The sequence below is a fragment of the Saccharomonospora amisosensis genome (genome assembly GCF_011761185.1).
Classification (GTDB): domain Bacteria; phylum Actinomycetota; class Actinomycetes; order Mycobacteriales; family Pseudonocardiaceae; genus Saccharomonospora_A; species Saccharomonospora_A amisosensis.
In genome coordinates, this window is the sequence record NZ_JAAOYM010000001.1 from 1,932,466 (window position 1) to 1,958,288 (window position 25,823).

At 70.7% G+C, this 25,823-nt stretch carries 27 protein-coding genes and 1 pseudogene; 24 read left to right on the plus strand and 4 right to left on the minus strand.

Annotated features, from left to right (window positions below):
* The first annotated feature begins 13 nt into the window (after nucleotides 1-13).
* The 8 genes from FHU38_RS09360 (at nucleotide 14) to FHU38_RS09395 (ending at nucleotide 7,812) form a co-directional block, all read left to right on the plus strand.
* Entirely contained in the window at nucleotides 14-700 is a 687-nt protein-coding gene (locus tag FHU38_RS09360; RefSeq protein ID WP_313886716.1) for a hypothetical protein, read from the plus strand.
* Nucleotides 663-1,712: an HAD-IIA family hydrolase gene (locus FHU38_RS09365; RefSeq protein ID WP_167169028.1), complete on the plus strand. Its 1,050-nt coding sequence runs from the start codon at nucleotides 663-665 to the stop codon at nucleotides 1,710-1,712. Before FHU38_RS09360 ends, FHU38_RS09365 begins: the two co-directional genes overlap by 38 nt.
* A gap of 34 nt (nucleotides 1,713-1,746) precedes the next feature.
* Complete coding sequence (locus FHU38_RS09370) at nucleotides 1,747-1,956, plus strand: hypothetical protein (RefSeq protein WP_167165471.1); 210 nt, start codon at nucleotides 1,747-1,749, stop codon at nucleotides 1,954-1,956.
* A 2-nt stretch (nucleotides 1,957-1,958) separates the two neighbouring features.
* On the plus strand, nucleotides 1,959-2,777 hold the full coding sequence (locus FHU38_RS09375) for a TlyA family RNA methyltransferase (protein WP_167169031.1): 819 nt from the start codon (nucleotides 1,959-1,961) through the stop codon (nucleotides 2,775-2,777).
* Nucleotides 2,774-3,724, plus strand: coding sequence for an NAD kinase (locus FHU38_RS09380; protein WP_167169034.1), 951 nt, complete (start codon nucleotides 2,774-2,776; stop codon nucleotides 3,722-3,724). Before FHU38_RS09375 ends, FHU38_RS09380 begins: the two co-directional genes overlap by 4 nt.
* 49 nt (nucleotides 3,725-3,773) lie before the next feature.
* The gene (recN, locus tag FHU38_RS09385; RefSeq protein WP_167169037.1) at nucleotides 3,774-5,567 is read left to right on the plus strand and encodes a DNA repair protein RecN; all 1,794 of its coding nucleotides are present in this window, start codon (nucleotides 3,774-3,776) and stop codon (nucleotides 5,565-5,567) included.
* A 116-nt stretch (nucleotides 5,568-5,683) separates the two neighbouring features.
* Nucleotides 5,684-6,868: a putative cytokinetic ring protein SteA gene (gene steA, locus FHU38_RS09390; RefSeq protein ID WP_167169040.1), complete on the plus strand. Its 1,185-nt coding sequence runs from the start codon at nucleotides 5,684-5,686 to the stop codon at nucleotides 6,866-6,868.
* Entirely contained in the window at nucleotides 6,865-7,812 is a 948-nt protein-coding gene (locus tag FHU38_RS09395; protein WP_167169043.1) for a copper transporter, read from the plus strand. Before steA ends, FHU38_RS09395 begins: the two co-directional genes overlap by 4 nt.
* Nucleotides 7,813-7,921: 109 nt before the next feature.
* Here FHU38_RS09395 and aroA read toward each other — a convergent pair whose 3' ends face one another.
* Nucleotides 7,922-9,202, minus strand: a complete 1,281-nt coding sequence (aroA, locus tag FHU38_RS09400) for a 3-phosphoshikimate 1-carboxyvinyltransferase (RefSeq protein ID WP_167169046.1) — start codon at nucleotides 9,200-9,202, stop codon at nucleotides 7,922-7,924.
* Nucleotides 9,203-9,286: 84 nt separating this feature from the next.
* Between aroA and FHU38_RS09405 the strand changes: the two genes are divergently transcribed.
* Together FHU38_RS09405 and FHU38_RS09410 are read left to right on the plus strand one after the other, a co-directional pair.
* Nucleotides 9,287-10,987, plus strand: a complete 1,701-nt coding sequence (locus FHU38_RS09405; RefSeq protein WP_167169049.1) for a CTP synthase — start codon at nucleotides 9,287-9,289, stop codon at nucleotides 10,985-10,987.
* Complete coding sequence (locus tag FHU38_RS09410; RefSeq protein WP_167169051.1) at nucleotides 10,984-11,610, plus strand: NUDIX domain-containing protein; 627 nt, start codon at nucleotides 10,984-10,986, stop codon at nucleotides 11,608-11,610. Before FHU38_RS09405 ends, FHU38_RS09410 begins: the two co-directional genes overlap by 4 nt.
* A gap of 57 nt (nucleotides 11,611-11,667) precedes the next feature.
* On the opposite strand, the gene FHU38_RS09415 is transcribed toward FHU38_RS09410, so the two are convergent.
* Entirely contained in the window at nucleotides 11,668-12,153 is a 486-nt protein-coding gene (locus tag FHU38_RS09415; protein WP_167169054.1) for a DUF1707 domain-containing protein, read from the minus strand.
* A gap of 53 nt (nucleotides 12,154-12,206) precedes the next feature.
* Here FHU38_RS09415 and FHU38_RS09420 point away from each other — a divergent pair.
* From FHU38_RS09420 to FHU38_RS09450, 7 genes and pseudogenes are all read left to right on the plus strand, one after another.
* A pseudogene (locus FHU38_RS09420) lies at nucleotides 12,207-12,973 on the plus strand (OBAP family protein).
* Nucleotides 12,974-12,982: 9 nt separating this feature from the next.
* Nucleotides 12,983-13,918 (plus strand): site-specific tyrosine recombinase XerD, encoded by a 936-nt coding sequence (gene xerD / locus FHU38_RS09425; RefSeq protein WP_313886717.1) that lies wholly within the window; start codon nucleotides 12,983-12,985, stop codon nucleotides 13,916-13,918.
* A gap of 104 nt (nucleotides 13,919-14,022) precedes the next feature.
* The gene (locus FHU38_RS09430; protein WP_167169057.1) at nucleotides 14,023-14,988 is read left to right on the plus strand and encodes a ParA family protein; all 966 of its coding nucleotides are present in this window, start codon (nucleotides 14,023-14,025) and stop codon (nucleotides 14,986-14,988) included.
* 56 nt (nucleotides 14,989-15,044) lie between these two features.
* Nucleotides 15,045-15,446 carry a cobyrinic acid ac-diamide synthase gene (locus FHU38_RS09435; protein ID WP_208415616.1) on the plus strand — a complete coding sequence of 134 codons (402 nt, stop codon included), beginning with the start codon at nucleotides 15,045-15,047 and terminating at the stop codon, nucleotides 15,444-15,446.
* Nucleotides 15,446-16,306, plus strand: coding sequence for a segregation and condensation protein A (locus FHU38_RS09440; protein WP_167169064.1), 861 nt, complete (start codon nucleotides 15,446-15,448; stop codon nucleotides 16,304-16,306). Before FHU38_RS09435 ends, FHU38_RS09440 begins: the two co-directional genes overlap by 1 nt.
* Complete coding sequence (gene scpB, locus FHU38_RS27945; protein WP_167169067.1) at nucleotides 16,303-17,184, plus strand: SMC-Scp complex subunit ScpB; 882 nt, start codon at nucleotides 16,303-16,305, stop codon at nucleotides 17,182-17,184. The genes FHU38_RS09440 and scpB overlap by 4 nt, the downstream gene beginning before the upstream one ends.
* On the plus strand, nucleotides 17,174-17,914 hold the full coding sequence (locus FHU38_RS09450; protein WP_167169070.1) for a pseudouridine synthase: 741 nt from the start codon (nucleotides 17,174-17,176) through the stop codon (nucleotides 17,912-17,914). The genes scpB and FHU38_RS09450 overlap by 11 nt, the downstream gene beginning before the upstream one ends.
* A 6-nt stretch (nucleotides 17,915-17,920) precedes the next feature.
* Here FHU38_RS09450 and FHU38_RS09455 read toward each other — a convergent pair whose 3' ends face one another.
* Nucleotides 17,921-19,111, minus strand: coding sequence for a cation:proton antiporter (locus FHU38_RS09455; protein WP_167169073.1), 1,191 nt, complete (start codon nucleotides 19,109-19,111; stop codon nucleotides 17,921-17,923).
* 8 nt (nucleotides 19,112-19,119) lie between these two features.
* Nucleotides 19,120-19,602 (minus strand): cation:proton antiporter regulatory subunit, encoded by a 483-nt coding sequence (locus FHU38_RS09460; RefSeq protein ID WP_167169076.1) that lies wholly within the window; start codon nucleotides 19,600-19,602, stop codon nucleotides 19,120-19,122.
* A 64-nt stretch (nucleotides 19,603-19,666) separates the two neighbouring features.
* Between FHU38_RS09460 and mbhE the strand changes: the two genes are divergently transcribed.
* The 7 genes from mbhE to mnhG are packed head-to-tail and all read left to right on the plus strand — an operon-like array spanning nucleotide 19,667 to nucleotide 25,807.
* Nucleotides 19,667-21,994, plus strand: a complete 2,328-nt coding sequence (gene mbhE / locus FHU38_RS09465; protein ID WP_313886718.1) for a hydrogen gas-evolving membrane-bound hydrogenase subunit E — start codon at nucleotides 19,667-19,669, stop codon at nucleotides 21,992-21,994.
* On the plus strand, nucleotides 21,991-22,536 hold the full coding sequence (locus FHU38_RS27275) for an MnhB domain-containing protein (RefSeq protein ID WP_313886719.1): 546 nt from the start codon (nucleotides 21,991-21,993) through the stop codon (nucleotides 22,534-22,536). The genes mbhE and FHU38_RS27275 overlap by 4 nt, the downstream gene beginning before the upstream one ends.
* Nucleotides 22,533-23,093: a sodium:proton antiporter gene (locus tag FHU38_RS27280; RefSeq protein WP_243852220.1), complete on the plus strand. Its 561-nt coding sequence runs from the start codon at nucleotides 22,533-22,535 to the stop codon at nucleotides 23,091-23,093. The genes FHU38_RS27275 and FHU38_RS27280 overlap by 4 nt, the downstream gene beginning before the upstream one ends.
* Nucleotides 23,090-24,622 (plus strand): Na+/H+ antiporter subunit D, encoded by a 1,533-nt coding sequence (locus tag FHU38_RS09475; RefSeq protein WP_167169079.1) that lies wholly within the window; start codon nucleotides 23,090-23,092, stop codon nucleotides 24,620-24,622. The genes FHU38_RS27280 and FHU38_RS09475 overlap by 4 nt, the downstream gene beginning before the upstream one ends.
* Nucleotides 24,619-25,206: a Na+/H+ antiporter subunit E gene (locus FHU38_RS09480; protein ID WP_167169082.1), complete on the plus strand. Its 588-nt coding sequence runs from the start codon at nucleotides 24,619-24,621 to the stop codon at nucleotides 25,204-25,206. Before FHU38_RS09475 ends, FHU38_RS09480 begins: the two co-directional genes overlap by 4 nt.
* Nucleotides 25,203-25,469: a monovalent cation/H+ antiporter complex subunit F gene (locus FHU38_RS09485; protein WP_167169085.1), complete on the plus strand. Its 267-nt coding sequence runs from the start codon at nucleotides 25,203-25,205 to the stop codon at nucleotides 25,467-25,469. The genes FHU38_RS09480 and FHU38_RS09485 overlap by 4 nt, the downstream gene beginning before the upstream one ends.
* Complete coding sequence (mnhG, locus tag FHU38_RS09490) at nucleotides 25,466-25,807, plus strand: monovalent cation/H(+) antiporter subunit G (RefSeq protein ID WP_167169088.1); 342 nt, start codon at nucleotides 25,466-25,468, stop codon at nucleotides 25,805-25,807. Before FHU38_RS09485 ends, mnhG begins: the two co-directional genes overlap by 4 nt.
* The last annotated feature ends 16 nt before the right edge of the window (nucleotides 25,808-25,823 follow it).

Sequence of the window (25,823 nt, forward strand, 5' to 3'; positions counted from 1 at the left end):
GCAGCGCGACGAGGTGGTGGCGCGTGAGCTGCTGGAGGCTCCGGAACTGCCTGAGGACATCGACTTCGCCGACCTCGACTTCGAAGCGCGCCGGGAGTTGCGTTCCCTGCCCAAGGACCTCGCCGAGCGCGTGGGTCGCCATCTCGTCGCGGCGGGTTCACTGGTGGACGAGGACCCCGAGGCCGCACTCACCCATGCCAGGTACGCCAAGTCGAAGGCGTCGAGAATCCCCGTCGTGCGGGAAGCCGTCGGGCTCGCCGCGTACCACGCGGGAAACTGGTCGGAGGCATTGTCGGAGCTGCGTGCGGTGCGCCGTATGACCCGCACCGACGCGCACGTCGCCGTGATCGCCGACGCGGAGCGGGCACTGGGCAGGCCGGAACGCGCGCTGGACATCGCCAAGGAGACCGATCTGAAGACATTGCCGAAGGAGGTCCAGGTCGAACTGCGTATCGTCGCCGCCGGTGCGCGCCGCGACCTTGGGCAACTCGACGCGGCCGTGGTGGCTTTGCAGGGTGACGACCTGGACCCGAAGCGAAGCGAGCCGTGGAGCGCGCGACTGTTCTACGCCTATGCGGACAACCTCGCCGCCGCTGGGCGCACCGACGAGGCGGTGCGCTGGTTCCTGCACGCGGCCGACGCGGATCTGGAGGAAGAGACCGATGCCGCCGAGCGTGCCGGGGAGTTGGCTGGTGGCTGAGTCGATGCTGCTACTGGACAGGCACGATGCCGTGCTGCTCGACCTGGATGGCACGGTTTACCGCGGGGCGCGCCCCATCACGGGGGTCCCCGAGACGATCACCAGCGTGCGAAGGCGCGGCGTCGCCGTCCGGTTCGTCACCAACAACGCGGCGAAAGCCCCCTCGGCCGTCGCTGAGCACCTGACCGCGCTCGGTGTCGCCGCGGACGCGGGCGAGGTGAGCACGAGCGCACAGGCGGCCGCGCAGGTGCTGCGGCAGCGGTTGCCGGAGGGCGCGGCGGTGCTCGTGGTCGGCACCGCGTCGCTGGCCGCTGAGGTGGATGGTGTGGGACTGCGGGCGGTGCCCGCGGCCGGGGCGACCGATGAACAGGCCGAGCGGGTCGACGCCGTGGTGCAGGGACACTCACCCGACACCTGCTGGGCGGACCTGGCGCGGGCTTGCCTGGCCGTGCGAGCTGGTGCGTACTGGGTCGCCTGCAACGGTGACGTCACCCTGCCCACCGAACGTGGCGAACTTCCCGGCAACGGTTCCATGGTGGCCGCGCTGAGGGCCGCGACCGGCGCCGAGCCGGAGATCGCGGGCAAGCCGCGCCCGCCGGTGCTGCGCACTGCGGCCGAGTCGGCCGCGGCGGGCGATCCGCTCGTGGTCGGTGACCGGCTCGACACCGATATCGCGGGCGCTACCGCGACCGGGTTCGCCTCGCTGGCCGTGCTCAGCGGTGTCGCGACCCCGGCCGAGCTGCTCGCGGCGGGGCCCGCCGAACGCCCCCGGTACCTGGCAACCGATCTGACAGCGCTGCAAGGCAAGGCCGATGAGCTGGAGGTCGCCCCCCGGCCAGGCTGGCGCGTCTGCGCCGAGGACGGCGTGCTGGTCGCGTCGAGCAACGGAGAGCGCGACGCCGTGGATCTGCTGAGGGCGCTGTGTGCCGCCGCATGGCGGCACGGCACATCGGCGGTGCGGGCGGGTGAGGAGATCGCCGAGGCCGCGCTGGCGGAGCTGGGCCTGGTGTGAGCGAGTGCGCGCCCGGATCGGTTAGCGTTGGGTCGTGCGAGAACAGACAGACCCAGCCGAAAGGCCCGTGCCGGGGCCCCCTCCCGGGCACGCGGCGCACGACGCCGACCCGCGCGCCGGGATCGAGGAGGCCGTCGCCGCGCTCGACGAACTCGGTGACCTGCCGGTGGCGGAGCATGTCGAGCGCTTCGACGCGGTGCACACCGAACTGGCCGTCGCGCTTTCCAGCATCGACAAGGTCTGACGATGCCGCGCAAAGCGCGCCTTGACGCCGAATTGGTGCGCAGGGGCCTCGCGCGTTCGAGGGAACACGCCAGCAGGCTGATCGGCGAGGGCAGGGTGAGCGTGCGGGGACTTCGCGCGAGCAAGCCGGCAAGCGGGGTGGAGGCGGACGCGGCGATCGTCGTGCGAACTGAGGACGACCCCGGCTGGGCCTCGCGGGGCGCGCACAAGCTGCTCGGTGCGCTGCGGGCGTTCGGCCCACGCGGACTGACCGTCGAGGGCAAGCGCTGCCTGGACGCTGGCGCCTCGACCGGGGGATTCACCGACGTGCTGCTCCGCGAGGGCGCTGCCGCCGTTGTCGCCGTGGACGTGGGTAGGGGACTGCTGGACTGGCGGTTGCGCAGCGACGAGCGTGTCCTGGTGCTCGACCGGACCAACGTCCGCAACCTGACCCCCGAGCTGATCGGCGGCACCGTCGACCTGGTGGTCGCCGACCTGTCGTTCATTTCACTGAAGCTCGTGTTGCCAGCGCTGGCGGCCTGTGCGGGCGAGGGCGCCGACCTGTTGCCGATGGTGAAACCCCAGTTCGAGGTCGGCAGGCAGCGGCTCGGCAGCGGTGGTGTGGTGCGCGACCCCGAGCTGCGGGCCTGCGCCGTGCTGGACGTACTCGGTAGTGCCTCGGCGCTGGGGCTGCACCCACGCGGCGTGGTGGCCAGCCCGCTGCCAGGGCCGTCGGGCAATGTCGAGTACTTCGTCTGGCTTCGGCGGGAAGCCGAGGGTGAGACCGACCCTGCCACCGTGACGCGACTGGTGCGGGCAGCTGTCGAGGAGGGCCCGTCGTGAACCGCTACGACACCGGCGCTCGCGAGGTACTACTCGTGGTACATCCGGACCGCGATGCCACCCGGGGCGCGGCCAGAGATGTCGCCGTGCGGCTCGCCGCGGCCGGTATCCGGCTGCGGGTGGTGGACGAGGAGGTGCGCAGGCTCATCGGGCTACACGGCGAGGGCCCACCGTGCGCGGTGGTGGCGCCGGACGAGCGGCCCGCGGAGGGAGCGGAGCTGGTGCTCGTGCTCGGTGGCGACGGCACCTTGCTGCGCGCGGCGGAGCTGGCCCGTCCCGAGGGAGTTGCGGTGCTTGGGGTGAACCTCGGGCGGATGGGATTCCTGACCGAGGCCGACTTCGACGCGCTCGCCGACACGGTGGAGCGGGTGGTTGAGCGCCGGTACCGCATCGAGGAGCGGATGACCGTCGACGTCACCGTGACTCTCGGCGACGAGGTGATCGCGCGAACCTGGGCGCTGAACGAGGCCAGCGTGGAGAAGAGTTCCCGCGAGCGCATCCTGGACGCCCTCATCGAGGTCGACGGCAGGCCTGTGTCGTCGTTCGGTTGTGACGGCGTGCTGTGTTCGACGCCGACGGGTTCCACGGCCTACGCGTTCTCCGCGGGCGGGCCGGTGGTCTGGCCGGATGTCGAGGCATTACTGGTGGTGCCGAGCAACGCGCACGCGATGTTCTCCCGGCCGCTGGTGGTGTCGCGGTCGTCGGTGATCACCGTGCAGATGGACCCCGACGGTTCGCCCGCTGTGCTGACCTGCGACGGGCTGCGCCATTTCGACCTGGATCGGGGTAGCCGGGTTCGAGTGGTGGCGGGCGGTGTGCCGGTGCGGCTGGCGCGGCTGTGGGAAGGGCCGTTCACCGACCGGCTGGTGCACAAGTTCTCGCTGCCGGTGAAGAGCTGGCGGGAGCGGCACGGCAGCACGCGGCACCAGCGCGACCAACGGCTCTGATCGCGCCTCCTCGCGCCCGGATGTCGGCCGGTGCCGCTACGGTATGGGCGTGCTGGCCGAGATGCGCATCCAGGGCCTCGGGGTTATCGAGGACGCCCTGCTCGAACTGCACCCGGGGCTCACCGTGGTCACCGGGGAGACGGGTGCGGGCAAGACGATGGTGGTCACCGGCCTTCACCTGCTGTCGGGTGGCCGGTCGGAGGCGTCCAAGGTGCGTGCGGGCGCGGGCAGGGCCACGGTCGAGGGCAGGTTCGAGGACGTTACCGCCGAGCAGGTCAGGCGGATCGTGGCCGATGCGGGCGCCGACGTCGACGAGGACGGCAGTGTGCTGGCGGTGCGTTCGGTGGGAGGGGACGGCCGTTCCCGTGCCCACCTCGGTGGGAGGTCGGTGCCGGTGGGTGTGCTCGCCGACCTGGCCGAGCACGTGTTGGCCGTGCACGGTCAGAACGACCAGTTGCGCCTGCTGCGACCCGCCGAGCAGCGGGCGGTCCTCGACCGCTTCGCCGGTGAGGCGGTCGCCGGACCGCTGGCGGACTACCGCCGGGTGCGCGAGACCTGGCTGGCCGTCTCCGCCGAACTCCAGGAGCGCTCGACCCGGTCCAGGGAGCTGGCACAGCAGGCCGACCTGCTGCGGCACGGTCTCGGTGAGATCGAGGCGGTGGCCCCCGCGCCGGGAGAGGACGCCGACCTCACCGAGCAGATCAAGCGGCTCACCGCCGTCGAGGAACTGCGGGAGGCCGCCACGGCCGCGCACACCGCGATCGCCGGGGCCGCGGAGGGTGACCCGGATCTGCCGGGGGCGTTGGGACTGCTCGCCGAGGCGCAGCGAAGGCTCGGCGGCACGGAGGACGCCGTGCTGCGCGACCTGTGCCCGCGGCTGGCCGAGGCGGCGGTGCTTGTCGGTGACGTCGGGGCCGAGCTGGCCGGGTACCTGGAGTCGCTGGAGGCCGACCCGGAACGGCTGGAGTCCATCCTGGCCAGGCAGGCGCAGCTCAAGCAACTGACCCGCAAGTACGCCGCCGACGTCGACGGCGTGCTGGCCTGGGCCGAGGACGCCAGGAAGCGCCTCGAAGGAATGGACACCTCGCAGGAGGCGCTCGCGGAGCTCGCCGCCCGGCGCGACGAGCTGGCGACGGAACTGGCGGGACACGCCACGCGGGTGTCTGCCGCCCGCGTCGCCGCGGCGGAGAAGCTGGGCAAGCGGATCACCGAGGAGCTCTCCGGGCTGGCGATGGGCCAGGCCGAGCTGGAGGTCACCGTGCGCTCCCGGCACACCGACAAGGACGACCCGTACGCGCTCGTCGTGGACGGTCACTGTGTCCACGCGGCCGCCGAGGGGGTGGACGAGGTGGAGCTGCTGTTGCGGGCGCATCCGGCGGCACCCGCGCTGGCCGTCCACAAGGCCGCCTCCGGGGGCGAGCTTTCCAGGGTGATGCTGGCGATCGAGGTGGTGCTCGCCCACGCCGACACCGTGCAGACGCTGGTGTTCGACGAGGTCGACGCAGGCGTGGGCGGCAGGGCCGCCGTCGAGGTCGGCAGAAGGCTGGCCAAGCTGGCCCGCAGCCACCAGGTGCTGGTGGTCACCCACCTGCCGCAGGTCGCGGCGTTCGCCGACCGCCATCTCGTCGTCGACAAGGGCACCGACGCCGGTGTCACGCGCAGCGATGTGCGGGTGCTGCGGCAGCAGGACCGGGTGACCGAACTGGCACGCATGCTCGCGGGCCTCGCCGAGACGGAGACCGGTCGTGCGCACGCCGAGGAACTGCTGAGCGCCGCCGAGCACTACAAGAACGAGGCGGCGCGGCCATCCGGTGCGGGTGCCGGCCGGAAGAAGCGCGGCTGACCGGCACACATCTGACATTCCGCTGTGGAGGATTGAGTCAGGCGAACGGGTGAGTTCGATCCCGTGTCGCGGCGTGGCGGGAAGCAGGTGGCCGTCGCGGTTGTGACGATCGGATTATGAAACTCACCGGCCTGCTGTCGCGGTCCAAGGAGACGCTGCCCGGCACGGCGGGCACGGCCAGGGTCGACCGAAACACCCGTGAACTACTTCGCAGGGTCGGTCGAGGGGACATCGCGGTGCTCGACGAGGTGGACCTCGATCGCACGACCGCGAACGCGCTGGTGCGCGCAGGTGTCGCGGCCGTTGTCAACGCCGCACCGTCCATTTCGGGCAGATATCCCAACCTCGGCCCTGAACTGATCGTGGGCGCCGGAATCCCGCTGGTCGATCGGGTCGGAGGTGAGGCACTGCGGCGAATCAAGGACGGCAGCAAACTCCGCGTGCACGAGGCGGACGTGTATTCGGGCGATACGCTCGTCGCGGCGGGAACCGTGCAGACGGCCGAGACGATCGCCGACCAGATGATCGAGGCCAAGGCCGGGATGTCGACGCAACTGGAGGCGTTCTCGGCCAACACCATCGAGTTTCTCCGGCGGGAACGCGCGCTGATTCTCGACGGAGTCGGCGTGCCGCAAGTGGGGGTGCGGTTGCGGGACCGGCACGTGCTGGTGGTCGCGCCGGGCACCGACCACGCCGAGGACCTGCGGGCGCTGCGCAAGTACGTCGCCGAGCACCGGCCCGTGCTGGTGGGAATCGACGCCGGGGCCGACACGTTGCGCGGCCAGGGCCACACCGCCGACATCGTGGTCGGCGACCCGAACAACGTGCGCGCCGAGACCCTGAAGGAGTGCGCGGAGGTGATCGTGCCCGCCCAGCCCGACGGGCATGCTCCTGGACTGGAGCGAATCCAGGACCTCGGCATCAGCGCGGCCACGTTTCCCGCTTCGGGCAATCCCGAGGACCTCGCGTTGCTGCTCGCCGAGGCGGGCGGCGCCTCGCTCGTCGTCACCGTGGGATTCCAGGCGACACTGCGCGAGTTCCTGGACAACGGGCGGTCCGGATCGAACCCCTCGACCTTCCTCACGCGACTGAAGCTGGGCACCAGGTTGGTTGACGGCAAGGCGGTGGCCGCGCTGCACCGTAGTCGGGTTTCCGTTGGTGCGGTGGTGTTGCTGGTGGTCGCCGCGCTGCTGGCCATGCTCACCGCGCTGCTGGCTTCCAAGGTCGGCGACGTCTATCTCGACTGGGCGGGTGATACCTGGGGTTCGTTCACGAGCTGGGTGAAGGGGTTGGCCGGATGATCTCGCTGCGCTATCACGTCGTGTCGATCGCGGCGGCGTTTCTCGCGCTCGCCGTGGGGGTGGTGTTGGGCTCGACGGCACTCAGCGGCGCGCTGCTGTCGGGGCTTTCTGACCAGAAGGGCGAACTCGCCCAGCGTGTCACGGATCTCGAGGCCGAACGCAACGGGCTCAAGGCGAGGTTGGCCGACGCCGACGCGTTCGCCGGGTCCGTCGGTCCCTCGGCGGTGGACGGCATGCTCGACCAGCGTTCGGTGGTGCTGGTGACAACGAGTGACGCCCGTGAGGCCGACCGTTCGGCGCTCACCGAGCTGATCAAGGAGGCCGGCGGCAGCGTCGCCGGGGAGGTGCGGCTCACCGGGTCGTTCACCGATTCCGCCAGGGCCGACCAGGTGCGTGACATCGTGACGAGACTGCAACCCGCCGGGGTGCGGCTACCGACCGAGACCGACCCGGGCTCGCTCGCAGGCGCTTTGCTGGGCTCGGTGCTGCTGCTGGACAAGGACAACGCGCTGCCACAGTCAACGCCGGAGGAGCGTGCGGCGGTGTTGGCAGGCCTGGCCGACGGCGGGTTCGTCAAGCCGGGCGCGCAGGTGCGGCCCGCGCAGCTCGCTGTGGTGCTGACGGGTGGAGTCGCGCGGGGGGAGGCCGCTGGTGACAGGGCGGCGACCCTGGCACGGTTCGCCACGCAGTTCGACCGCGCGGGCGCGGGGACGGTACTCGCGGGGGACGCCCCGTCGGCGAGTGGCTCCGGTGCGATCGGCGTGGCCAGGGCGGACACCTCCGCGGGCTCGATCCTTTCCACGGTGGACAACGTGGACACCTCGGCGGGCCGGGTGGTCACCGTGCTGGCGCTTCGGGAACAGCTGGAGGGGCGCGCGGGCAACTACGGCGTCGCGGGCAACGCCCAGGCTCCCGCGCCCGGTGCCGCGACACGGGGGCCGTAGCCGGCCACCGGGCCGGTTGTGTCGACGGCTGCCGAGTCCGGCAGGACCGGAGTGCAGAACCCGCGGGCGGGAACGGGGGACTCGCGGGCAGGAGCGGGGGACTCGCGGTTCAGGTGGCTGTGGACAGCAGCCGTTGCCAGTCCTCGACGAACCTGGGGTAGGTCTTGCCGACCGTGTTCGGGTTCTCCACGAGCACACCCGGCACGCGCAGGCCGAGCAGGGCGCCCGCCATCACCAGCCGGTGGTCGTCGTAGGTGTGGAAGGTGCCGCCGCGCAGCGGTGCCGGGTTGATCCGCAGGCCGTCCTCGGTCTCGGTGACATCGCCACCCAGCGCGGAAAGCTCGGTGGCCAGCGCGGCCAGCCGATCGGTCTCGTGCCCCCGCAGGTGCGCGACCCCGGAGATGACCGACGAGCCGTCGGCGAAGCACAGCACGGCCGCGACCACGGGGGTCAGTTCGCCCACCTCGTGCAGGTCGAGCGTCGCGCCGCGCACCGTCGCGGTCCCGGTCACGGTGAGGCCGTCCGCGTCGAGCGTGACCTCGGCACCCAGTTCCCGCAGCAGGCTGCGCAGCCAGTCGCCCGGCTGCGTCGTCTCGGCGGGCCAGCCCGCGATCCGGACGCTGCCACCGGCCACCAGCGCGGCGGCGGCGAACGGTGCGGCGCTGGACAGGTCCGGCTCCACCGTGTATTCGTTCAGCGACAGCTCGGTGTGCGGCACATGGAACTCGTCGCCGTCGCGCTGCGGTCGCGCGCCGAAGCGGCGCAACATGTCCAGCGTCATCGCGATGTGTGGTTCGCTCGGCGGCCTGCCCACCAGCCGCACCGTGACGCCGGTGTCGAAGGCGGGGCCCGACAGCAGTAGCGCGGAGAGGAACTGGCTGGAGGCCGAGGAGTCCAGTTCCACCGCCCCGCCGCGCAACCCGCCGTGGCCGCGCACGGTGAACGGTGGCGCCCCAGTGCCGCCGTCGTCGAGGTCGGCGCCCAGTTCGGTGAGCGCGCGCAGCAGCGGCGCCAGTGGCCTGCGGCGGATGGCGGGGTCGCCGTCGAAGCGCACCGTGCGGGAGCCGAGCGTGGCCAGCGGCGGTGTGAACCGCGCGACCGTGCCCGCGTTGCCGAGCTCGACCGACACCTCCTCGCGGTCGCCCTGAGTGAGGAGGCCGACACGCACGCCCTCCGGCGAGTGTTGCCAGCTCGCGCCGAGCCGGTCGAGCGCGGCGAGCATCAGGCGGGCATCGCGGGAGTCAAGCGGCTCGCGCACGAGCGTCGTGCCGCGTGAGATCGCGGCCAGCACGTAGGCACGGTTGGTGATCGACTTGGAGCCGGGCACCCTTACCGTGGCGTCGAGCTCGCCCTCGGCAACCGGCGCCCGCCAGGTGGCTTGCTGCGGCACGCCCTCACTGTCGCACAGCCGCGCGGCCCACCTGCGGCGAGCCGCGCGGCACGGCCAGCGGTATGTGCGATAAGGTGGAAGCCCGTGGGACTTCAGCCGCGGACAACCAAGTATGTTTTCGTCACCGGAGGCGTCGCCTCCTCGCTGGGCAAGGGCTTGACGGCATCGAGTCTCGGCCAGCTGCTCACGGCCCGCGGGCTCCGGGTCACGATGCAGAAGCTCGACCCCTATCTCAACGTCGATCCCGGCACGATGAACCCCTTCCAGCACGGTGAGGTCTTCGTCACCGAGGACGGCGCCGAGACCGATCTCGACATCGGTCACTACGAGCGCTTCCTCGATCGCAATCTTTCCGGATCGGCCAATGTCACCACGGGACAGATCTACTCATCGGTGATCGCCAAGGAACGCAGGGGCGAGTACCTCGGTGACACGGTGCAGGTGATCCCGCACATCACCGACGAGATCAAGTCGCGGATCATGGCGGTGGCAGCCGACGACGGCAGCGGGATGCGACCGGATGTCGTCATCACCGAGGTGGGCGGGACGGTCGGCGACATCGAGTCGCTGCCGTTCCTGGAGGCGTGCAGGCAGGTCCGGCACGACGTCGGCAGGGACAACTGCTTCTTCCTGCACGTCTCGCTGGTGCCCTACCTCGCCCCTTCCGGCGAGTTGAAGACGAAGCCGACCCAGCACTCGGTCGCCGCGCTGCGCAACATCGGTATCCAGCCGGACGCGCTGGTCTGCCGTGCCGACCGCGACCTGCCTGAGGACCTCAAGCGAAAGATCGGCTTGATGTGCGATGTGGACAACGAGGCCGTGATCGCCTGCCCCGACGCTCGTTCGATCTACGACATTCCCAAGGTGTTGCACAGCGAGGCGCTGGACGCGTACGTGGTGCGCAGGCTGGGGCTGCCGTTCCGGGACGTCGACTGGGCGGTGTGGGGCGACCTGCTCGACAGGGTGCACAACCCGGCGGAGACCGTGCGTGTCGCGCTCGTCGGCAAGTACATCGACCTGCCGGACGCCTACCTGTCCGTCACCGAGGCACTGCGCGCGGGCGGCTTCGCCCACCGCGCGAAGGTGCAGATCGTCTGGGTGCCCTCGGACGAGGCGACCACTCCGGCGGGCGCGGCCGCGGCACTGTCCGGTGTGGACGGAGTGCTGGTGCCGGGCGGGTTCGGCGTTCGCGGCATCGAAGGCAAGATCGGCGCGATCAACTACGCTCGCACGCACAAGATTCCCGTGCTCGGGCTGTGCCTGGGTCTGCAGTGCATGGTGATCGAGGTGGCGCGCCACCTCGCGGGGTTGCGGGACGCGAACTCCGCGGAGTTCGACGAGACCACCAGCCATGCCGTGATCTCGACGATGGCGGACCAGAAGGACGTGGTGGCTGGCGAACGGGACATGGGCGGCACCATGCGACTCGGGGCATACCCGGCGAAGCTGGTGCCCGGTTCGCAGGTCGCGCGCGCGTACGGCAGCGTGGAGGTGTCCGAACGGCACCGCCACCGCTACGAGGTGAACAACGCCTACCGCGAGCTGCTGGCCGATGCCGGACTGGTGTTCTCCGGCACCTCGCCCGACGGCAGGCTGGTGGAGTTCATCGAGCTGCCGCAGGCGGACCACCCGTTCTTCGTCGGGACTCAGGCGCACCCCGAGCTGAAGAGCAGGCCGACCCGGCCGCACCCGCTGTTCGACGCCTTCATCAGTGCTGTCGTCGCCTACCGCACCGCCGACCGGCTTCCCGTGGAGCTGCCGGAGACTCCGGTGGCCGCCCGATGACAGTGCCGGGAAGCCACGAGTTCAGCGTGGTGTCCTCTCGCGACGTCCACATCGGACGCGTGGTGGGGTTGCGGGTCGACGAGGTGGTGATGCCCGGCGGTGGCACCGCCTCTCGCGAGGTGGTCGAGCACCTGGGCGCGGTAGCGGTGTGCGCGCTCGACTCCGACGGCGCGGTGACGCTGGTCCACCAGTACCGCCACCCGATGCGTGACCGGCTGTGGGAGCTGCCCGCCGGGCTGCTCGACGCCGACGGCGAGGACCCGGTCACCACCGCGCGCAGGGAACTGGTGGAGGAGGTGGGCCTGCGGGCGGATCGGTGGGAAACCCTCGTCGACGTCGCCGCGTCCCCCGGCTTCACCGACGAGGTGGTGCGGATTTTCCTCGCCCGTGACCTGACCGAGGTGGACCGGCAGGCACACGGCGAGGAGGAAGCGGATCTGGTCGTCAAGAAGTTCCCGCTGGCAGAGGCCGTGCGCATGGCGCTTTCCGGTGAGATCGTCAACGGTGCGACGGTGAGCGGCGTGCTCGCCGCCCATACCGTGCTGTCGGGGGCGGTCGCGACCCGGCCGCCGGACGCGCCGTGGCGTAGCAGGCCGACCCGGTTCGCCTCCCGCGCACGCTGACATCCGCGCGGCGTCGCCCGGTCGGCCGGTAGTGTCGGCCTGTTTCGGTCGGCCGGTTCAGTCGGCCAGCGGCCTGCCCTGGCCGTCCACGCCGCCGTTCACCAGCAGCAGGATGCCGTCGATGATCGACCAGATCGCCCCGACCCCGAACGTCAGCAGCGTGCACAGCAACTGGGCGACGGCGAGCCCGGTCTGGCCGGTGTAGAACCGGCCGACGCCGAACGGCAGCACGATCTGCAACAGCCCCGCGGCCAGCTGGGAACGATCCGATCGCACGACCTCGCCGGGCGCCCTCGGAACCGGTTCGGCCGTCCCCTGCGGCGTGGCCTCGGTGAGCAGGAACGCCGGGTGCGGCTCGGGTAGGTCGGCGAAGAGCGGACGCACCTGCGCCCTGGTCCTGGCCTGCAATGCCCGCGCGACCCGCTGCTCGTACTCCTGCGAGGTGAGCCTGCCCTCGCTGAGATGCTCGCCGAGCACCCGTGCCGACTCGTCACGTTCGGCGGTGCCGATCCGCAACTCCTCCGGCTCCGGCTGGCTGGACATGCCCTCACTGTAGGTTGGTTTGCCGCGCGACCGCCGCGGCGACGCTGAAAGGCATGAACCGCACCAGCAGCGGGCGGGCAAGCCGCCGCCGCCCGGAAGGCCGTGGCAAGGGAGCCTGGTCGGCCGCACTGGGACAGGGCTCCAACGTGTTGCAGGGCACCGCGCCACTGAACGGTTTCGACGTCTACGCCGTCGGTTTTCACCGCGCGAGGAACGAACCGGAAACGCAGTTGGAGGCACACCACTACTGCCGCGTGGTCAACGACGATCTGCTGGAGTGCGTGCTGTTCGACGGCAACACCCGGCAGGCCGATCTGGTCGGTATCGAGTACATCGTCTCCGAGCGGCTGTTCGAAACGCTGCCGCGGCAGGAGCAGGGCCGCAGGCACCCGCACAACTATGAGATCCTCTCCGGCCAGCTGGCCGCGCCGCGGGGTTGCCGGACGTGGCCGAGCGGGCCTTCCTGAAGCGGTTGCTGAACAGCTACGGCAAGACGTGGCACACCTGGCACACCGGCCGGCACGACGGCGAACCCGGCGACGGCCTGCCGCTGGGCGAGCCGAGGCTGATGTGGTCGTTGAACCGGGACGGTGAGTGCGACGAGTCGCTGCGCCGCGACCGCGACGAGGCGATGGGAGTGGACACCGCCCGCGACCGGCAGCGGCGGCGGGAGCTTGGCGCCGCTGGCGCACCCGCAGCGAGGCGAGGACGCGATGCTGGGCCAGTTCGACGGCCGGGTGTGAGCGCCCGCCACCACTCCACCGCGCCGGACAGCGTGCCGGGTGCCGCACCGGCACCCGGGGTGGCCGCCCGTCGCTAGAGTGTGCGCGTGGCACGGGCCGACGGCACCTGCGTGACCGCGGTCGTCTCCGCTTACCTTGACCACCTGACAGTGGAGCGGGGGACGGCCCGCAACACCCTGGAAAGCTACGCGCGCGACCTGCGCCGCTACGCCGCCCACCTGAGGCGTGTTGGCGTGGCCGACATCCGCGACGTGGTGCCGCGCCACATCACCGAGTTCGGTGTGGCACTGCGGGAGGGCGACGGCGAACGCAAACCGCTCGCCGCCTCGTCCGCGGCCAGGGCGCTGGTGGCGGTGCGCGGCCTGCACCGCTTCGCGATGGCCGACGGCATCACCGAGCACGACCCCGCCCGCGATGTCCGCCCGCCCGCGGCGGCGAGGCGACTACCGAAGGCGCTGCCGGTGGACGACGTGCTGCGGCTGCTGCAGGTGCCCTCCTCCGGCGACGTGCGCGGGTTACGGGACCGCGCGCTGCTGGAGCTGCTGTACTCGACCGGTGCGCGGATCTCCGAGGCCGTGGGGCTCGACCTCGACGACATCGACGAGGTCGAGCGGACCGTGCTGCTCGACGGCAAGGGCGGCAGGCAGCGACTCGTGCCCATCGGTCGCCCCGCGCTGGAGGCACTGAACGCCTACCTGGTGCGTGCCCGCCCTGCGCTGGCGGGCAAGGGAAGGGGCACGCCCGCGGTGTTCCTCAACGCCAGGGGCGGCAGGCTGTCCCGGCAGGGTGCGTGGCAGGTGCTGAAGTCGAGCGCGCAGCGCGCCGGTATCACGGCCACCGTCTCGCCGCACACGCTGCGTCATTCGTTCGCGACACATCTGCTGGAGGGTGGCGCCGATGTCCGCGTGGTGCAGGAGCTGCTCGGACATGCGTCGGTGACCACCACACAGGTCTACACGCTGGTGACCGTGAACACGCTGCGTGAGGTTTACGCGACCGCGCACCCGCGTGCACTCGGCTGAGCGGCCGCAAAGTACTCCGCTCGTGCCCGGCGAGCCGCTTTGCCGCTGCTCTTCGTGCCGGAATAGGCTGGCGCGGACCATGCCGAACAAGGAGCTTTCGCCCCATGTCGACTTCCCAACAACCGGCGCGGCCGACACCGGATCGCTTGAGCGGGCTGAGCATCGCAACCGAGACCCGCGGTGACGAAGGGGAGTACGACGGGCACATGGGCTCAGGCAACGGCGACAAGGAGTGCGACGGAAGGCTCGGCCCTACCGGACGCCCCCGCCGCGAGATTCCCGAACCGCCGCCGCTGGACCGGCACGGGCCCGCCCACGTGGTAGCGATGTGCAACCAGAAGGGAGGCGTCGGCAAGACCACCTCGACCATCAACCTCGGTGCCGCGCTGGCCGAATACGGCCGCAAGGTACTGCTGGTGGACTTCGACCCGCAGGGAGCGCTGTCGGTCGGGCTCGGCATCCAGCCCCACGAACTCGACCAGACCGTCTACAACGTGATCATGGAACGGTCGGTTGACATCGAAGACGTCATCCGCAAGACGTCGGTGCACAACGTCGAGCTGCTGCCGAGCAACATCGACCTCTCCGCCGCCGAGGTGCAGCTCGTCGCCGAGGTGGGGCGGGAGCACACCTTGCTGAGGGTGCTGAGACCGGTGATGGACCGCTACGACTATGTTCTAGTGGACTGCCAGCCGTCGCTGGGGTTGCTCACCGTCAATGCGCTCACCGCGGCCGACGGCGTGATCATCCCACTGGAGTGCGAGTTCTTCAGTCTGCGTGGCGTGGCGTTGCTGATCGACACCATCGAGAAGGTGCGCGAGCGGCTGAACCCCAAACTGGATATCACCGGGATTCTCGCCACCATGTTCGATCCGAGAACCCTGCATTCGAAGGAGGTCATGGCGCGCGTGGTGGAGGCTTTTGGTGACACCGTGTTCGACACGGTGATCAACCGGACGGTGCGGTTCCCCGAGACCACCGTGGCAGGCGAACCGATCACTCGCTGGGCTCCCCGTTCGGCCGGCGCGACGGCCTATCGCGCGCTGGCTCGCGAGGTGATCGCCCGGTGAGCAGGCGAGCGCCCCTGCCCGGTGCGTCTGAGCTCTTCCGCCGAACGACCAGACCGATGTTCGAGGAATCCCTCGAAGAGCACCCCAAGGAAGCCGAGGACGCTCCGGCGAGCGCGACCGTCGCCGAGAACGGCGGTGCCGACGACGGCAATGGCGTGGTGGCCGGGTCTTCGTCGGATGAGCGCAGGTTGGCGCGCGCGGGTAACGGCCGCCGTGGCTCGGGCAGGCAGAAGCACGACGCCAAGATCACCGTTTACATGTCGGGGGAGGAACTGCTGGCGATGGAGCACGCCCGCCTCACCCTGCGTGGCACGCACGGCCTGGTCGTGGACAGGGGCCGGATCGTGCGGGAGGCGGTGGCGGTGCTGCTGGCCGACTTCGACCAGCACGGGGAGGACTCGGTGCTGGTGGGCAGGCTGCGCGACGTCGACCTCGGTACCGAGGAAGCCGCGAACTGATGGATGACGGGGCGGCGCCCCAGCCTGTCGAGCAGGAGGACGGCGAGCACGGCGGTTCGGCTTCCCGGTTCAAGGTGCGGCTGGACAACTTCGAGGGCCCGTTCGACCTGCTGCTGCAACTGATCTCGCAGCACCAGCTCGACGTCACCGAGGTGGCCCTGCACCAGGTCACCGACGACTTCATCGCCTACACCCGTGCGCTGGGCGCCGAGTGGGACCTTGACGAGACCACCGAGTTCCTGGTGATCGCGGCGACGCTGCTCGACCTGAAGGCGGCTCGGTTGCTGCCTTCGGCCGAGGTGGAGGACCCCGACGATCTGGCGCTGCTGGAGGCGCGGGACCTGCTGTTCGCTCGCGTGCTTCAGTACCGGGCGTACAAGCAGGTGGCCGCCCTGTTCGCGGAGCTGGAGGCGGGCGCGTTGCGGCGCTATCCGCGATCGGTGGCGTTGGAGGAGCGCTACGTCGGCCTGCTGCCCGAGGTGATGCTCGGCGTGACCCCACAGCGCTTCGCCGAGGTGGCACTCGGGGTGTTCCGGCCCAAGCCGCCGCCCACGGTGTCGCTGGACCACCTGCACGTGGGCAAGGTGTCGGTACGTGAGCACGCGGCGATCCTGCGGGTTCGGCTGGCGGCGTCGGGCAGGGCGAACTTCTCCGAACTGGTGACCGACTGCGAGCACACCATCGAGGTGGTGGCACGGTTCCTGGCGTTGCTGGAGCTGTACCGCGAGTCGACGGTCACCTTCGAACAGGCCGAGGCGCTGGCCGAACTGCACGTGCGGTGGACGGGTGGCTCCGTGGCCGACGCCGAGGCCGAGGCCGAACGTGACCGCGCCGACGGCGACGACGAGGAGTACGGGTGAACGAGTCATACGGCTGGACCGAGGGTGCGCCCGATCCGGAGGTGGCCGCGGAACCGAGCGGGGCAGGCGAGCACGGTCGCGTCGATGCACCCGACACGGCGGTGACGGCCACCAACGGCACCGACGGCACCAACGGCACCGACCGTGGCGACGGTACCGACGGTACCGACGGTACCGACGGTGCCGGGCCCGAGGGCGCGGGCGATGCCGCCGACACCAGCGGTGAGCCCGAGGACCGCATCGGCGGTGAGCCCGAGGATCGCATCGGCGGTGAGCCCGAGGACCGCATCGGCGGCGAACCGGTGGCGGTCTCCGCCGACCGGGAGCTGCCGGAGCTGACCAGCGACGCCGACCTCGCCTGCGCGCTGGAGGCACTGCTGCTCGTGGTGGACTCACCCGCGGCCGAGGAGTCCCTCGCGGGCGCGCTGGAACAGCCGGTGGACCGGGTCACCGAGATGCTGCGCACCATGGCCGAGGACCTGCGCGACCGGGGCAGCGGAATCGACCTGCGCCGGGTCGGCGAAGGCTGGCGGTTCTTCACCCGCGACACCTACGCGCCGTTCGTGGAGAAACTGCTGCTCGACGGTCAGCGTTCGAAGCTGACCAGGGCGGCGCTGGAAACCCTCGCCGTGATCGCCTACCGGCAGCCGGTCACGCGTTCCCGTGTCGCCGCGGTGCGTGGCGTCAACGTCGACGGCGTGATCCGCACCCTGCTGGCGCGCGGGTTGATCGAGGAGAGCGGCACCGACCCCGAGACCGGTGGCACGCTGTACGTGACGACGGAACTGTTCCTCGAGCGGCTGGGGCTGTCCTCGCTCAACGACCTGCCGCCGATCGCTCCGTTGCTGCCGGAGGTGGACTCGATCGATGACATCTGAGCGAGCCGAAGGGGTACGCCTGCAGAAGGTGCTCGCCAAGGCGGGTGTCGCGTCACGACGCGCGGCCGAGGAGCTCATCGCTCGCGGCAGGGTCAAGGTCGACGGCGACGTGGTGCGCGAGCTGGGCAGGCGGGTGGATCCCGAGCACGCGGTGATCCACGTCGACGGGATGCGGGTGGTGGTGCGCGAGGACCTCGTCTACCTGGCGCTGAACAAGCCACGCGGCGTGCACAGCACCATGACCGACGAGCAGGGCAGGCCGTGCGTCGGTGACTACGTTCGCGACAGGGCCGAGCGGCTGTTCCACGTCGGCAGGCTGGACGCCGACACCGAGGGCCTGCTGCTGCTCACCAACGACGGCGACCTGGCCCACCGCCTCATGCACCCCTCTTTCCACGTGGCCAAGACCTACCTCGCGGAGGTCGAGGGCCGCGTGCAGCGCGGGCTCGGCAAGCGGCTGCGCGCCGGGGTGGAGCTGGAAGACGGCCCCGTGAGCACCGACGCCTTCACGATCAAGGACGTGGGTGCCGACCGCAGTCTCGTGGAGATCGTGCTGCACGAGGGTCGCAAGCACATCGTGCGCAGGCTGCTCGCAGAGGTAGGACACCCGGTCCGCAAGCTGGTCCGAACCGCCGTCGACGGCGTGCGGCTCGGCGACACGAAGCCGGGCACGCTGCGGGCACTGTCCAGGCAGGAGATCGGGGCACTGCACAAGACGGTCGGGCTCTGAGCGCCCTCAGCCCGCCGGGGCCGCCGCGCTGCCCGAGCGCTTGCGCTGGGCCGCCCGCACCACCGGCTCCACCACGCGTGCCGCGATCGGCCCGATGATCGCCATCAGCAGCACGTAGGTTGTCGCCAGTGCCGCGATCTCGCCGTCGACGACCCCTGCGGCGACGGCGAAACCGGCGATGATGATCGAGAACTCTCCGCGTGCGATGAGCGCCGCGCCCGCCCTGGCCTGGCCCAGTTTCCCGATGCCCGCCTTGCGGGCGGCCCACCAGCCCGTCGCGAGCTTCGTCAGCGTGGTCGACGCGGCGAGTACCACCGCCCACACCAGCACCGGCGGGATCTGCCTCGGGTCGGTGTTGAGTCCGAACACGACGAAGAACACCGCGGCGAACAGGTCGCGCAGCGGTTCCAGCACCTTGGTGGCGTTCTCGGCGGTGGAGCCGGAGATCGCGATGCCGAGCAGGAACGCGCCCACCGCGGCCGACACCTGCATGGCCGAGGCGAACCCCGCCACCAGCAAAGCGGCGCCGAACACCTTCAGCAGGAAGACTTCGCGGTCCTCGCTGTCCACGATCGCGGACACGTAGCGGCCGTACTTCAACGCGACCACCAGCACCACGGTGACCACGCTCAGCGAGATTCCCACCGCACGCAGCCCGCCGAGGAAGCTGATCCCGCCGAGCACACCGGTGAGGATCGGCAGGTACAGCGCCATCACCAGGTCCTCGAACACCAGGATCGACAGCACCACGGGTGTCTCGCGGTTACCGAGCCTGCCCAGGTCCCCGAGCACCTTCGCGATGATCCCGGAGGAGGAGATGTAGGTGACCCCGCCCATGACGAACGCCCCGATGACCCCCCAGCCCAGCAGCAGCGCCACCGCGATCCCCGGGGCCGCGTTGAGGACGGCGTCGAGCAGACCCGCCATCCACGACCGGCGCAACCCGGTGAACAGCTCGCTCGCCGAGTACTCCAGCCCCAGCGTGAGCAGCAGCAGCACCACGCCGATCTCGCTGGCGAGCTGAGTGAAGTCCCCGATGTCGCCCAGCGGAACCAGCCCGCCCTGTCCGAAGGCAAGGCCGCCGAGCAGGTACAGCGGGATCGGTGAAAGACCCACCCTGCCCGCCAGCCGGCCGAGCGCGCCGAGTACGAAGAACATCGCACCCAACTGGACCAACGACAGTGCGGTGTGCTCCACAGGCGACCTCAGCCGCCGTGCAGAATCTTCGCCGCGGCGTCGAGGCCTTCGGAGGTCCCCACCACCACCAGCACGTCACCGACGGTGAACAGGAAGTCCGGCGTGGGCGAGGGGTTGATCTGACCCGCCCGCATCACCGCGACGATCGAGACCCCGGTGCGGGTGCGCAGTGCGGTGTCACCGAGGGTGCGGCCGTCGTATGGCGACCCCGACTTGATGGTGAGCTGCCGGGTGCTGATGCCCGGCAGCTCCCTGTGCTCCTCGGTGAGCTGCGCGACCAGTTGCGGCGCGCCGAGCAGGTTCGCCAGCGCACCGGCCTCCTCGGGTGTCAGCGGCAGCGATGCCAGGCAGGCGTCCGGGTCGTCGGATTTGGACACGATTAGTTCGATCTTGCCGTCGCGGTGGGTCACCACACCGACCCTGCGGCCGCTGCCCAGTGCGAAGTCCTTACGCACGCCGATTCCCGGCAAAGGGGTCACTTCGACGTTCACGCCGACCACGGTAGCTCACCGGCGCTCTCGTTTGCGCCCAGCATCGACCGGGTACGCGGGCACGGTGCTGGTCGCGATCGGTGTGCACTTCGCGGCGGCCCTCGCCCTTCCCGCCGTCGCCCGCCGCTGGGACCGCGCGGCGTTCGCGATCGGGGCGCTGGTGCCTGCCTCGGCGTTCGTGCTGGCGCTGACCCACCTCGGCGGGCTGCCCGCCACCGAGTCGGCGTCCTGGGCACCGGTGGTGGGGCTTGAGTTCACGGTGCGGCTGGACTCGCTGGCGATGCTGCTGGCCGTGCTGGTCACCGGTATCGGGGCGATCGTGGGCGGCTACTTCGCCCGCTACGCCGAGCCGGGAAACCCCGGCAACGGCAGGGACGCCGCCGTGCTCGTCGCGTTCGCCGGGGCGATGCTCGGCCTCGTCCTTTCCGACGACGTGCTGTCGCTGTACCTGTTCTGGGAGATCACCACGGTGTGCTCGTTCCTGCTCGTCGGCGGGAGCGGGCTCACCGCGGCGGAACGGCGCTCCGCGCGGCAGGCGCTGCTGGTGACGACGCTCGGCGGGCTCTCGCTGCTGCTCGGGCTGATCCTGTTGAGCACCGCCGCGGGGACACTGCGGATCTCGGAGATCATCGCCGAGGCGCCGTCGGGTCCCGCTGTGACGGCGGGTATCGCGCTGCTGCTGGTCGGTGTGTTCACCAAGTCGGCGCAGTTGCCGTTCCATCCCTGGCTGCCCGCGGCGATGGTCGCGCCCACACCGGTGAGTGCCTACCTGCACGCGGCGGCGATGGTGAAGGCCGGTGTCTACCTGGTCGCGCGCTTCGATCCCGCGTTCGCAGACCGGCCGCAGTGGTGGGTGCCGCTGGTGGTGGTCGGGCTGTGGACGATGGTGCTCGGTGGGGTGCTCGCGATGCGCCAGCACGACCTGAAGTTGTTGCTGGCCTACGGCACGGTGAGCCAACTGGGGTTCCTGCTGGTGCTGCTGGCCGTCGGCACCCGCGTGTCGGCGCTGGCGGGCGCGACGATGTTGCTGGCGCACGGCCTGTTCAAGTCCGCGCTGTTCTTGACGGTCGGGGCGATCGACAAGCAGGCGGGCACCCGTGACCTGCGGGAGCTGTCCGGGCTGGGCAGAAGGTGGCCGGTGCTGGCGGTGTCGGCGGGGCTGGCGGCGGCCTCCATGGCCGGTCTGCCGCCACTGCTCGGTTTCGTCGGCAAGGAGACCGCGCTGGAGGCATTCACCCACGGCTCGGTGAAGGACCTGCTGATCCTGACCGGTATCGTGGCGGGTTCGCTGCTGACCACGGCCTACACCGTGCGGTTCTTCGTGGGCGCGTTCGGCACGCGAGGTGACGTCGAGCCGATCACGGCCCGTGCACCCGGCACGGTGTTCACCACCGCTGTGGCGCTGCCCGCCGCCGCGAGCCTGCTGCTCGGCGTGTGGCCCTCGCTCACCGACTCGCTCGCGGGCGGCTACGCCGACCGCTTCGCGGGTGAGGACTACCACCTGGCGCTGTGGCACGGCGTCTCGTTGCCGCTGCTGCTTTCGGCGATCATCCTGCTCGGCGGCTACCTGCTCTACCGAGCCGCCCAGCGTTACGAGGCGCCGTCGGGCTGGGTGCCTGCGCCGCTGCGGGCCCAGCAGGGTTACCGCGCGGCCGTGCGAGGCCTCGACGAGGTGGCCCAGTGGGTCACGGCGCGGCTGCAGACCGGTTCGCTGCCCACCTACCTCGGCATCATCCTGACCACGGTGGTTGTGGTGCCGACGGTCGGGTTGCTAGGCGGCGTCGAGTCGCCACTGGCCACGCGGGCATGGAGCACGCAGCTGCAGTTGCCGCTGGCGCTGTTCGTCGTCGCCGCCGCGCTGACCCTGCCCGCGGCGCGGCGAAGGCTCACCGCGGTGCTGCTCACCGGCGTGGTCGGCTACGGCGTCGGCGGACTGTTCCTCGTCTACGGTGCCGTCGATCTGGCGCTGGCGCAGTTCCTGGTGGAGACGCTCACGCTGGTGGTGTTCGTGCTGGTGCTGCGCAGGTTCGACGCGCCGTTCCTCACCGAGCGGTCGGCACGGCGTTGGGCGAGCTGGCGCAAAGCCACGATCGCCGCGCTCGGTGGGCTGTTCGTGGCGATGTTCGCCGTCGTCTTCTCCAGCACCCGCGAGGGCATTTCGCGGGCCGGCGCCGAGTACATCGCCAGGGCTGAGTCGGAAGCGGGCGCCACCAATGTGGTGACCGCGATCCTCATCGACTTCCGCGCGCTGGACACCGTCGGAGAGATCACCGTGCTGCTCGTGGCAGCCACCGGCGCGGCGAGCCTCGGCCTGCTGGCGCGCACCGCCCGCGGTCACCGAATGCCCACCGCCGACGCTCGGCCCGCCGATGACGAGGAGGCGCACCGGTGACCGAGCGAACCGACTGGGAGAGCTGGGACTTGCCGAGGCAGCGCTGGCTGCTGACCGAGCGCAGCCCGGCGGGCTGGCCACGCTCGCTGCAACTGGAAGTGGCCGTGCGCGTCGTGTTCCCCACGGTGCTGACGCTGTCGGTGTACCTGCTGTTCGCCGGTCACAGCAGCATGGGTGGCGGGTTCACCGGCGGGCTCGTCGCGGGCCTCGCCTTCGTGCTGCGCTACGTGGCGGGCGGCAGTATCGAACTCGCCGCGGCCGTACCCATCCGGCCACCCGCCGTGATCGGTGCGGGGCTGACCCTCTCCGTGGTCACGGCGCTGGTCCCGCTGGCGTTCGGTGAGCCCGCGCTGACCAGTGCGGTGTGGCAGTGGCAGGTCCCCGTGCTGGGCAAGGTGAAGATCGCCAGCAGTCTCGCCCTCGACATCGGGGTGTACCTGCTGGTGCTAGGGGTCGTGCTGGACCTGCTGCGCACGCTCGGTTCCGGCATAGAGACCAGGGAACTGGAACTCGCCCGGCCCGACGATGGGCGGGGCCGATGAACATCGACGCGGTGACGCTGCTGGTGCTGGCCGTCGTGTACGGCGTCGGCTTCTACCTGCTGCTGCAGCGGTCGCTGATGCAAGTGATCCTGGGTTTCGTCGTGTTGGGACACGGCGCCAACCTGTTCCTGCAGGCCGCGGGCGGGCCGCCCGCGGCGCCGGCGTTCATCGGGCTGGTCGCCGCTGAGGCGATGGCCGACCCGCTGCCGCAGGCGCTGGCGCTGACGGCCGTGGTCATCACCTTCGGCCTCACCACCTTCCTGCTGGCGCTGGCCTACCGGGCGTGGGTGCTGCTGGGCCACGACGAGGTGCAGGACGACCTCGAGGACCGCAGGTTGCGGGTGGCCGAGCTGGCTCGCGAACGCCGCCGCCACGCCGAAGACGCCAATGCGGCCGATATCGCCGATATGGCCGATGACACCGACGACACCGACGACACCGACGACACCGACGACACCGACGACACCGACGACACCGACGACACCGACGACACCGACGGCACCGACGGCGAGGGCGGCGGAGCCACCGGCGGGCCGGGGCGGGAGCGGGTCGAATGAGCGTGCTCGTGTCGCTGCCGGTGCTGCTGCCGTTGCTGGCCGCCGCCGTGTCGCTGCTGCTCGGTCAGGTCGGGGCGGTGCAGCGGGTGTTGAGCCTGCTGGTGCTGACCGCGAGTGCCGTGATCGCCGCCGTGCTGCTGTTCGGCTCCGACAGCGACGGCCCGGTCACGCTGCGCCTCGGCGGTTACGCGCCCCCGTTCGGGATCACGCTGGTGGCCGACCGGATCTCCGCGCTGCTGCTGCTGGTGTCGATGGTGGTGATGCTCGGCGTGCTGGTGTTCGCCATCGGCCAGCGCGTCACCGACCTCGGCAGGGCGTCCACCACCACGGCGTTCCACCCGATGTACCTGGTGCTGTGCGCGGGGGTGTCGCTGGCCTTCCTCACCGGTGACCTGTTCAACCTGTTCGTGGCGTTCGAGATCATGCTTTCGGCGTCCTACGTGCTGCTGACCAGGCAGTCCACCGCGGCCAGGGTGCGCGCCGGGATGACCTACGTCATCGTGAGCCTGACGTCGTCGCTGCTGTTCCTGACCATGGTGGCCGGGATCTACGCCGCCACCGGCACGGTCAACCTCGCCGACCTGTCGCAGCGCGTGCCCGACCTGCCGCCCGGCGTGCGGGGCATGCTCGGCCTGCTGCTGGTGGTGGTGTTCGGCATCAAGTCGGCCGTGGTGCCGCTGCACTTCTGGCTGCCCGACAGCTACCCGACCGCACCCGCCCCGATCACCGCGCTGTTCGCGGCGCTGCTCACGAAGGTCGGCGTCTACGCCATCATCCGCACCCAGACACTGCTGTTCGACCGCTCGCAGGACTGGAACTTCCTCCTCGCCGCCGCGCTGCTGACCATGCTCGTCGGCGCGCTCGGTGCGATCGCGCAGAACGACCTGAACCGGATGCTGTCCTTCCTGCTCGTCAGCCATATCGGCTACATGCTGTTCGGGCTCGCGTTGTTCTCGGTGACCGGGCTGACCGGCGTGATCCTCTACGTGGTGCACCACATCGCGGTGCAGGCCGGGCTGTTCCTGGTGAGCGGACTGATCACCAGGCACACCGGCACCGCTTCGCTGCGGGACATGTGCGGGGTGGCCAGCGGACACCCGGCGGTGGCGCTGCTGTTCGCCGTCCCCGCGCTGAGCCTGGCGGGAATTCCGCCGCTTTCCGGGTTCGTCGCCAAGGTGGTGCTGCTGCGGGCGGGTGCAGAGACGGCGACACCGATGGCTTACACCGTGACCGGGGTCGCGGTGCTGACCAGCTTCCTGTCGCTGTACGCCGTGAGCAAGGTGTGGATCCGTGTCTTCTGGGGCAGGCCGAGGCCACCGGTGCCGGACGTGGACCCGGCCGACGAGGTGACCGTGGGAACGGGCGTGACGTCGAAGCCGATGCTGGTGTCGGCGGCGAGCGTGGTGGCCGTCGGGATGGTGATCGCCGCCGCCGCGGGGCCACTGTCGTCGCTCAGCGAGCGAGCCGCCACGGACCTGCTCGATCGTGGACCGTACCGGGCGGCCGTGCTTGGCGGTGGTGACCGATGAGGCGCCTGCGCGGGCCGTTGTCGCTGGCGTTGTTCGGCTGGCTGTTCGCGGTCTGGCTGCTGCTGTGGGGCTCGGTCGCGCCCGGCACGGTGCTGACCGGGTTGCTGGTGGCCGCCTCGGTGCTGCTGCTGTTCCCGCTGCCGGCCCGGGCCCGGCCGGTGTTGCGGCCGGTGCGGCTGCTGATTCTGGTGATCTTCGTGGTCGTCGACGTCACCGAGTCGGCGGTGCGGCTGGCGATGGAGATCCTGCGATCCGGGCCCGGGGTGCGTTCCGCCGTCGTCGCGGTCCCTTCGCTGTCCGACGTGGACCACGTGGTCGCCGCCTGCGCCGGGGTGATCTCACTGACTCCCAACACGTTCGTGCTGCAGATCGACCGCGAGGGCCGGTTGCTCTACGTGTACTCGCTCGGCGTGCGCACGAAGCGACAGGCCGACCGGGCACACGACCAGGCCATCCAGTTGCAGGTGCGGGTGGTGCTCGCCATCGCGCCCGTAGAGGAGGCGCGGGACGTGCGTGAGCGCGCCGCCGCAGCGCGCAGGGTCGGCCCCGTCTCGCCGGAGAGAACCCCGGAGGAGGACTCGTGAGCTGGGTGTATTTCGCGACGTTCGCCATGCTGGCCGTGGGCGGCGTGCTCACGCTGTGGCGGTTGCTGCGCGGGCCACGATCGCTGGACCGCGTGCTGGCGCTTGACATGCTGCTGGTGCTGATCATCGCGGGTGTCGCGGTGGGTATGGCGATGACGGGGCGGGGCCTCAGCCTCGCTCTGCTGCTTTCGGTGTCGCTGCTGAGCTTCATCGGCTCGATCAGCGCCGTGAGACTCGTGGAACGCTGGGAGAGTCACCGATGACCGCGCTCGACATAGCCTCCGCCGCGCTGCTGCTGGCAGGTGGGCTGTTCTCCATGCTGGGCGGCATCGGGGTGGTGCGGTTTCCCGACGTGCTCACCAGGCTGCAGGCCGCCACCAAACCGCAGGTGTTCGGGCTGTTGCTGATCCTGCTTGGCACGTCGCTGCGGCTGGAACCCGCCGACGCGGTCGGGCTCGGCCTGGTCGCGCTTTTCCAGGTGCTCACCGCTCCCGTGCTGGCGCAACTGTTCGGCGGGGTCGCCTACCGCACCGGTGCCTACGAGGAGCGGGTGTTCGTCAGCGACGAGCTGGACGAGCGCCTGCGTGCGAAGCGCCGCTGACCGGCAGGCAGAATGG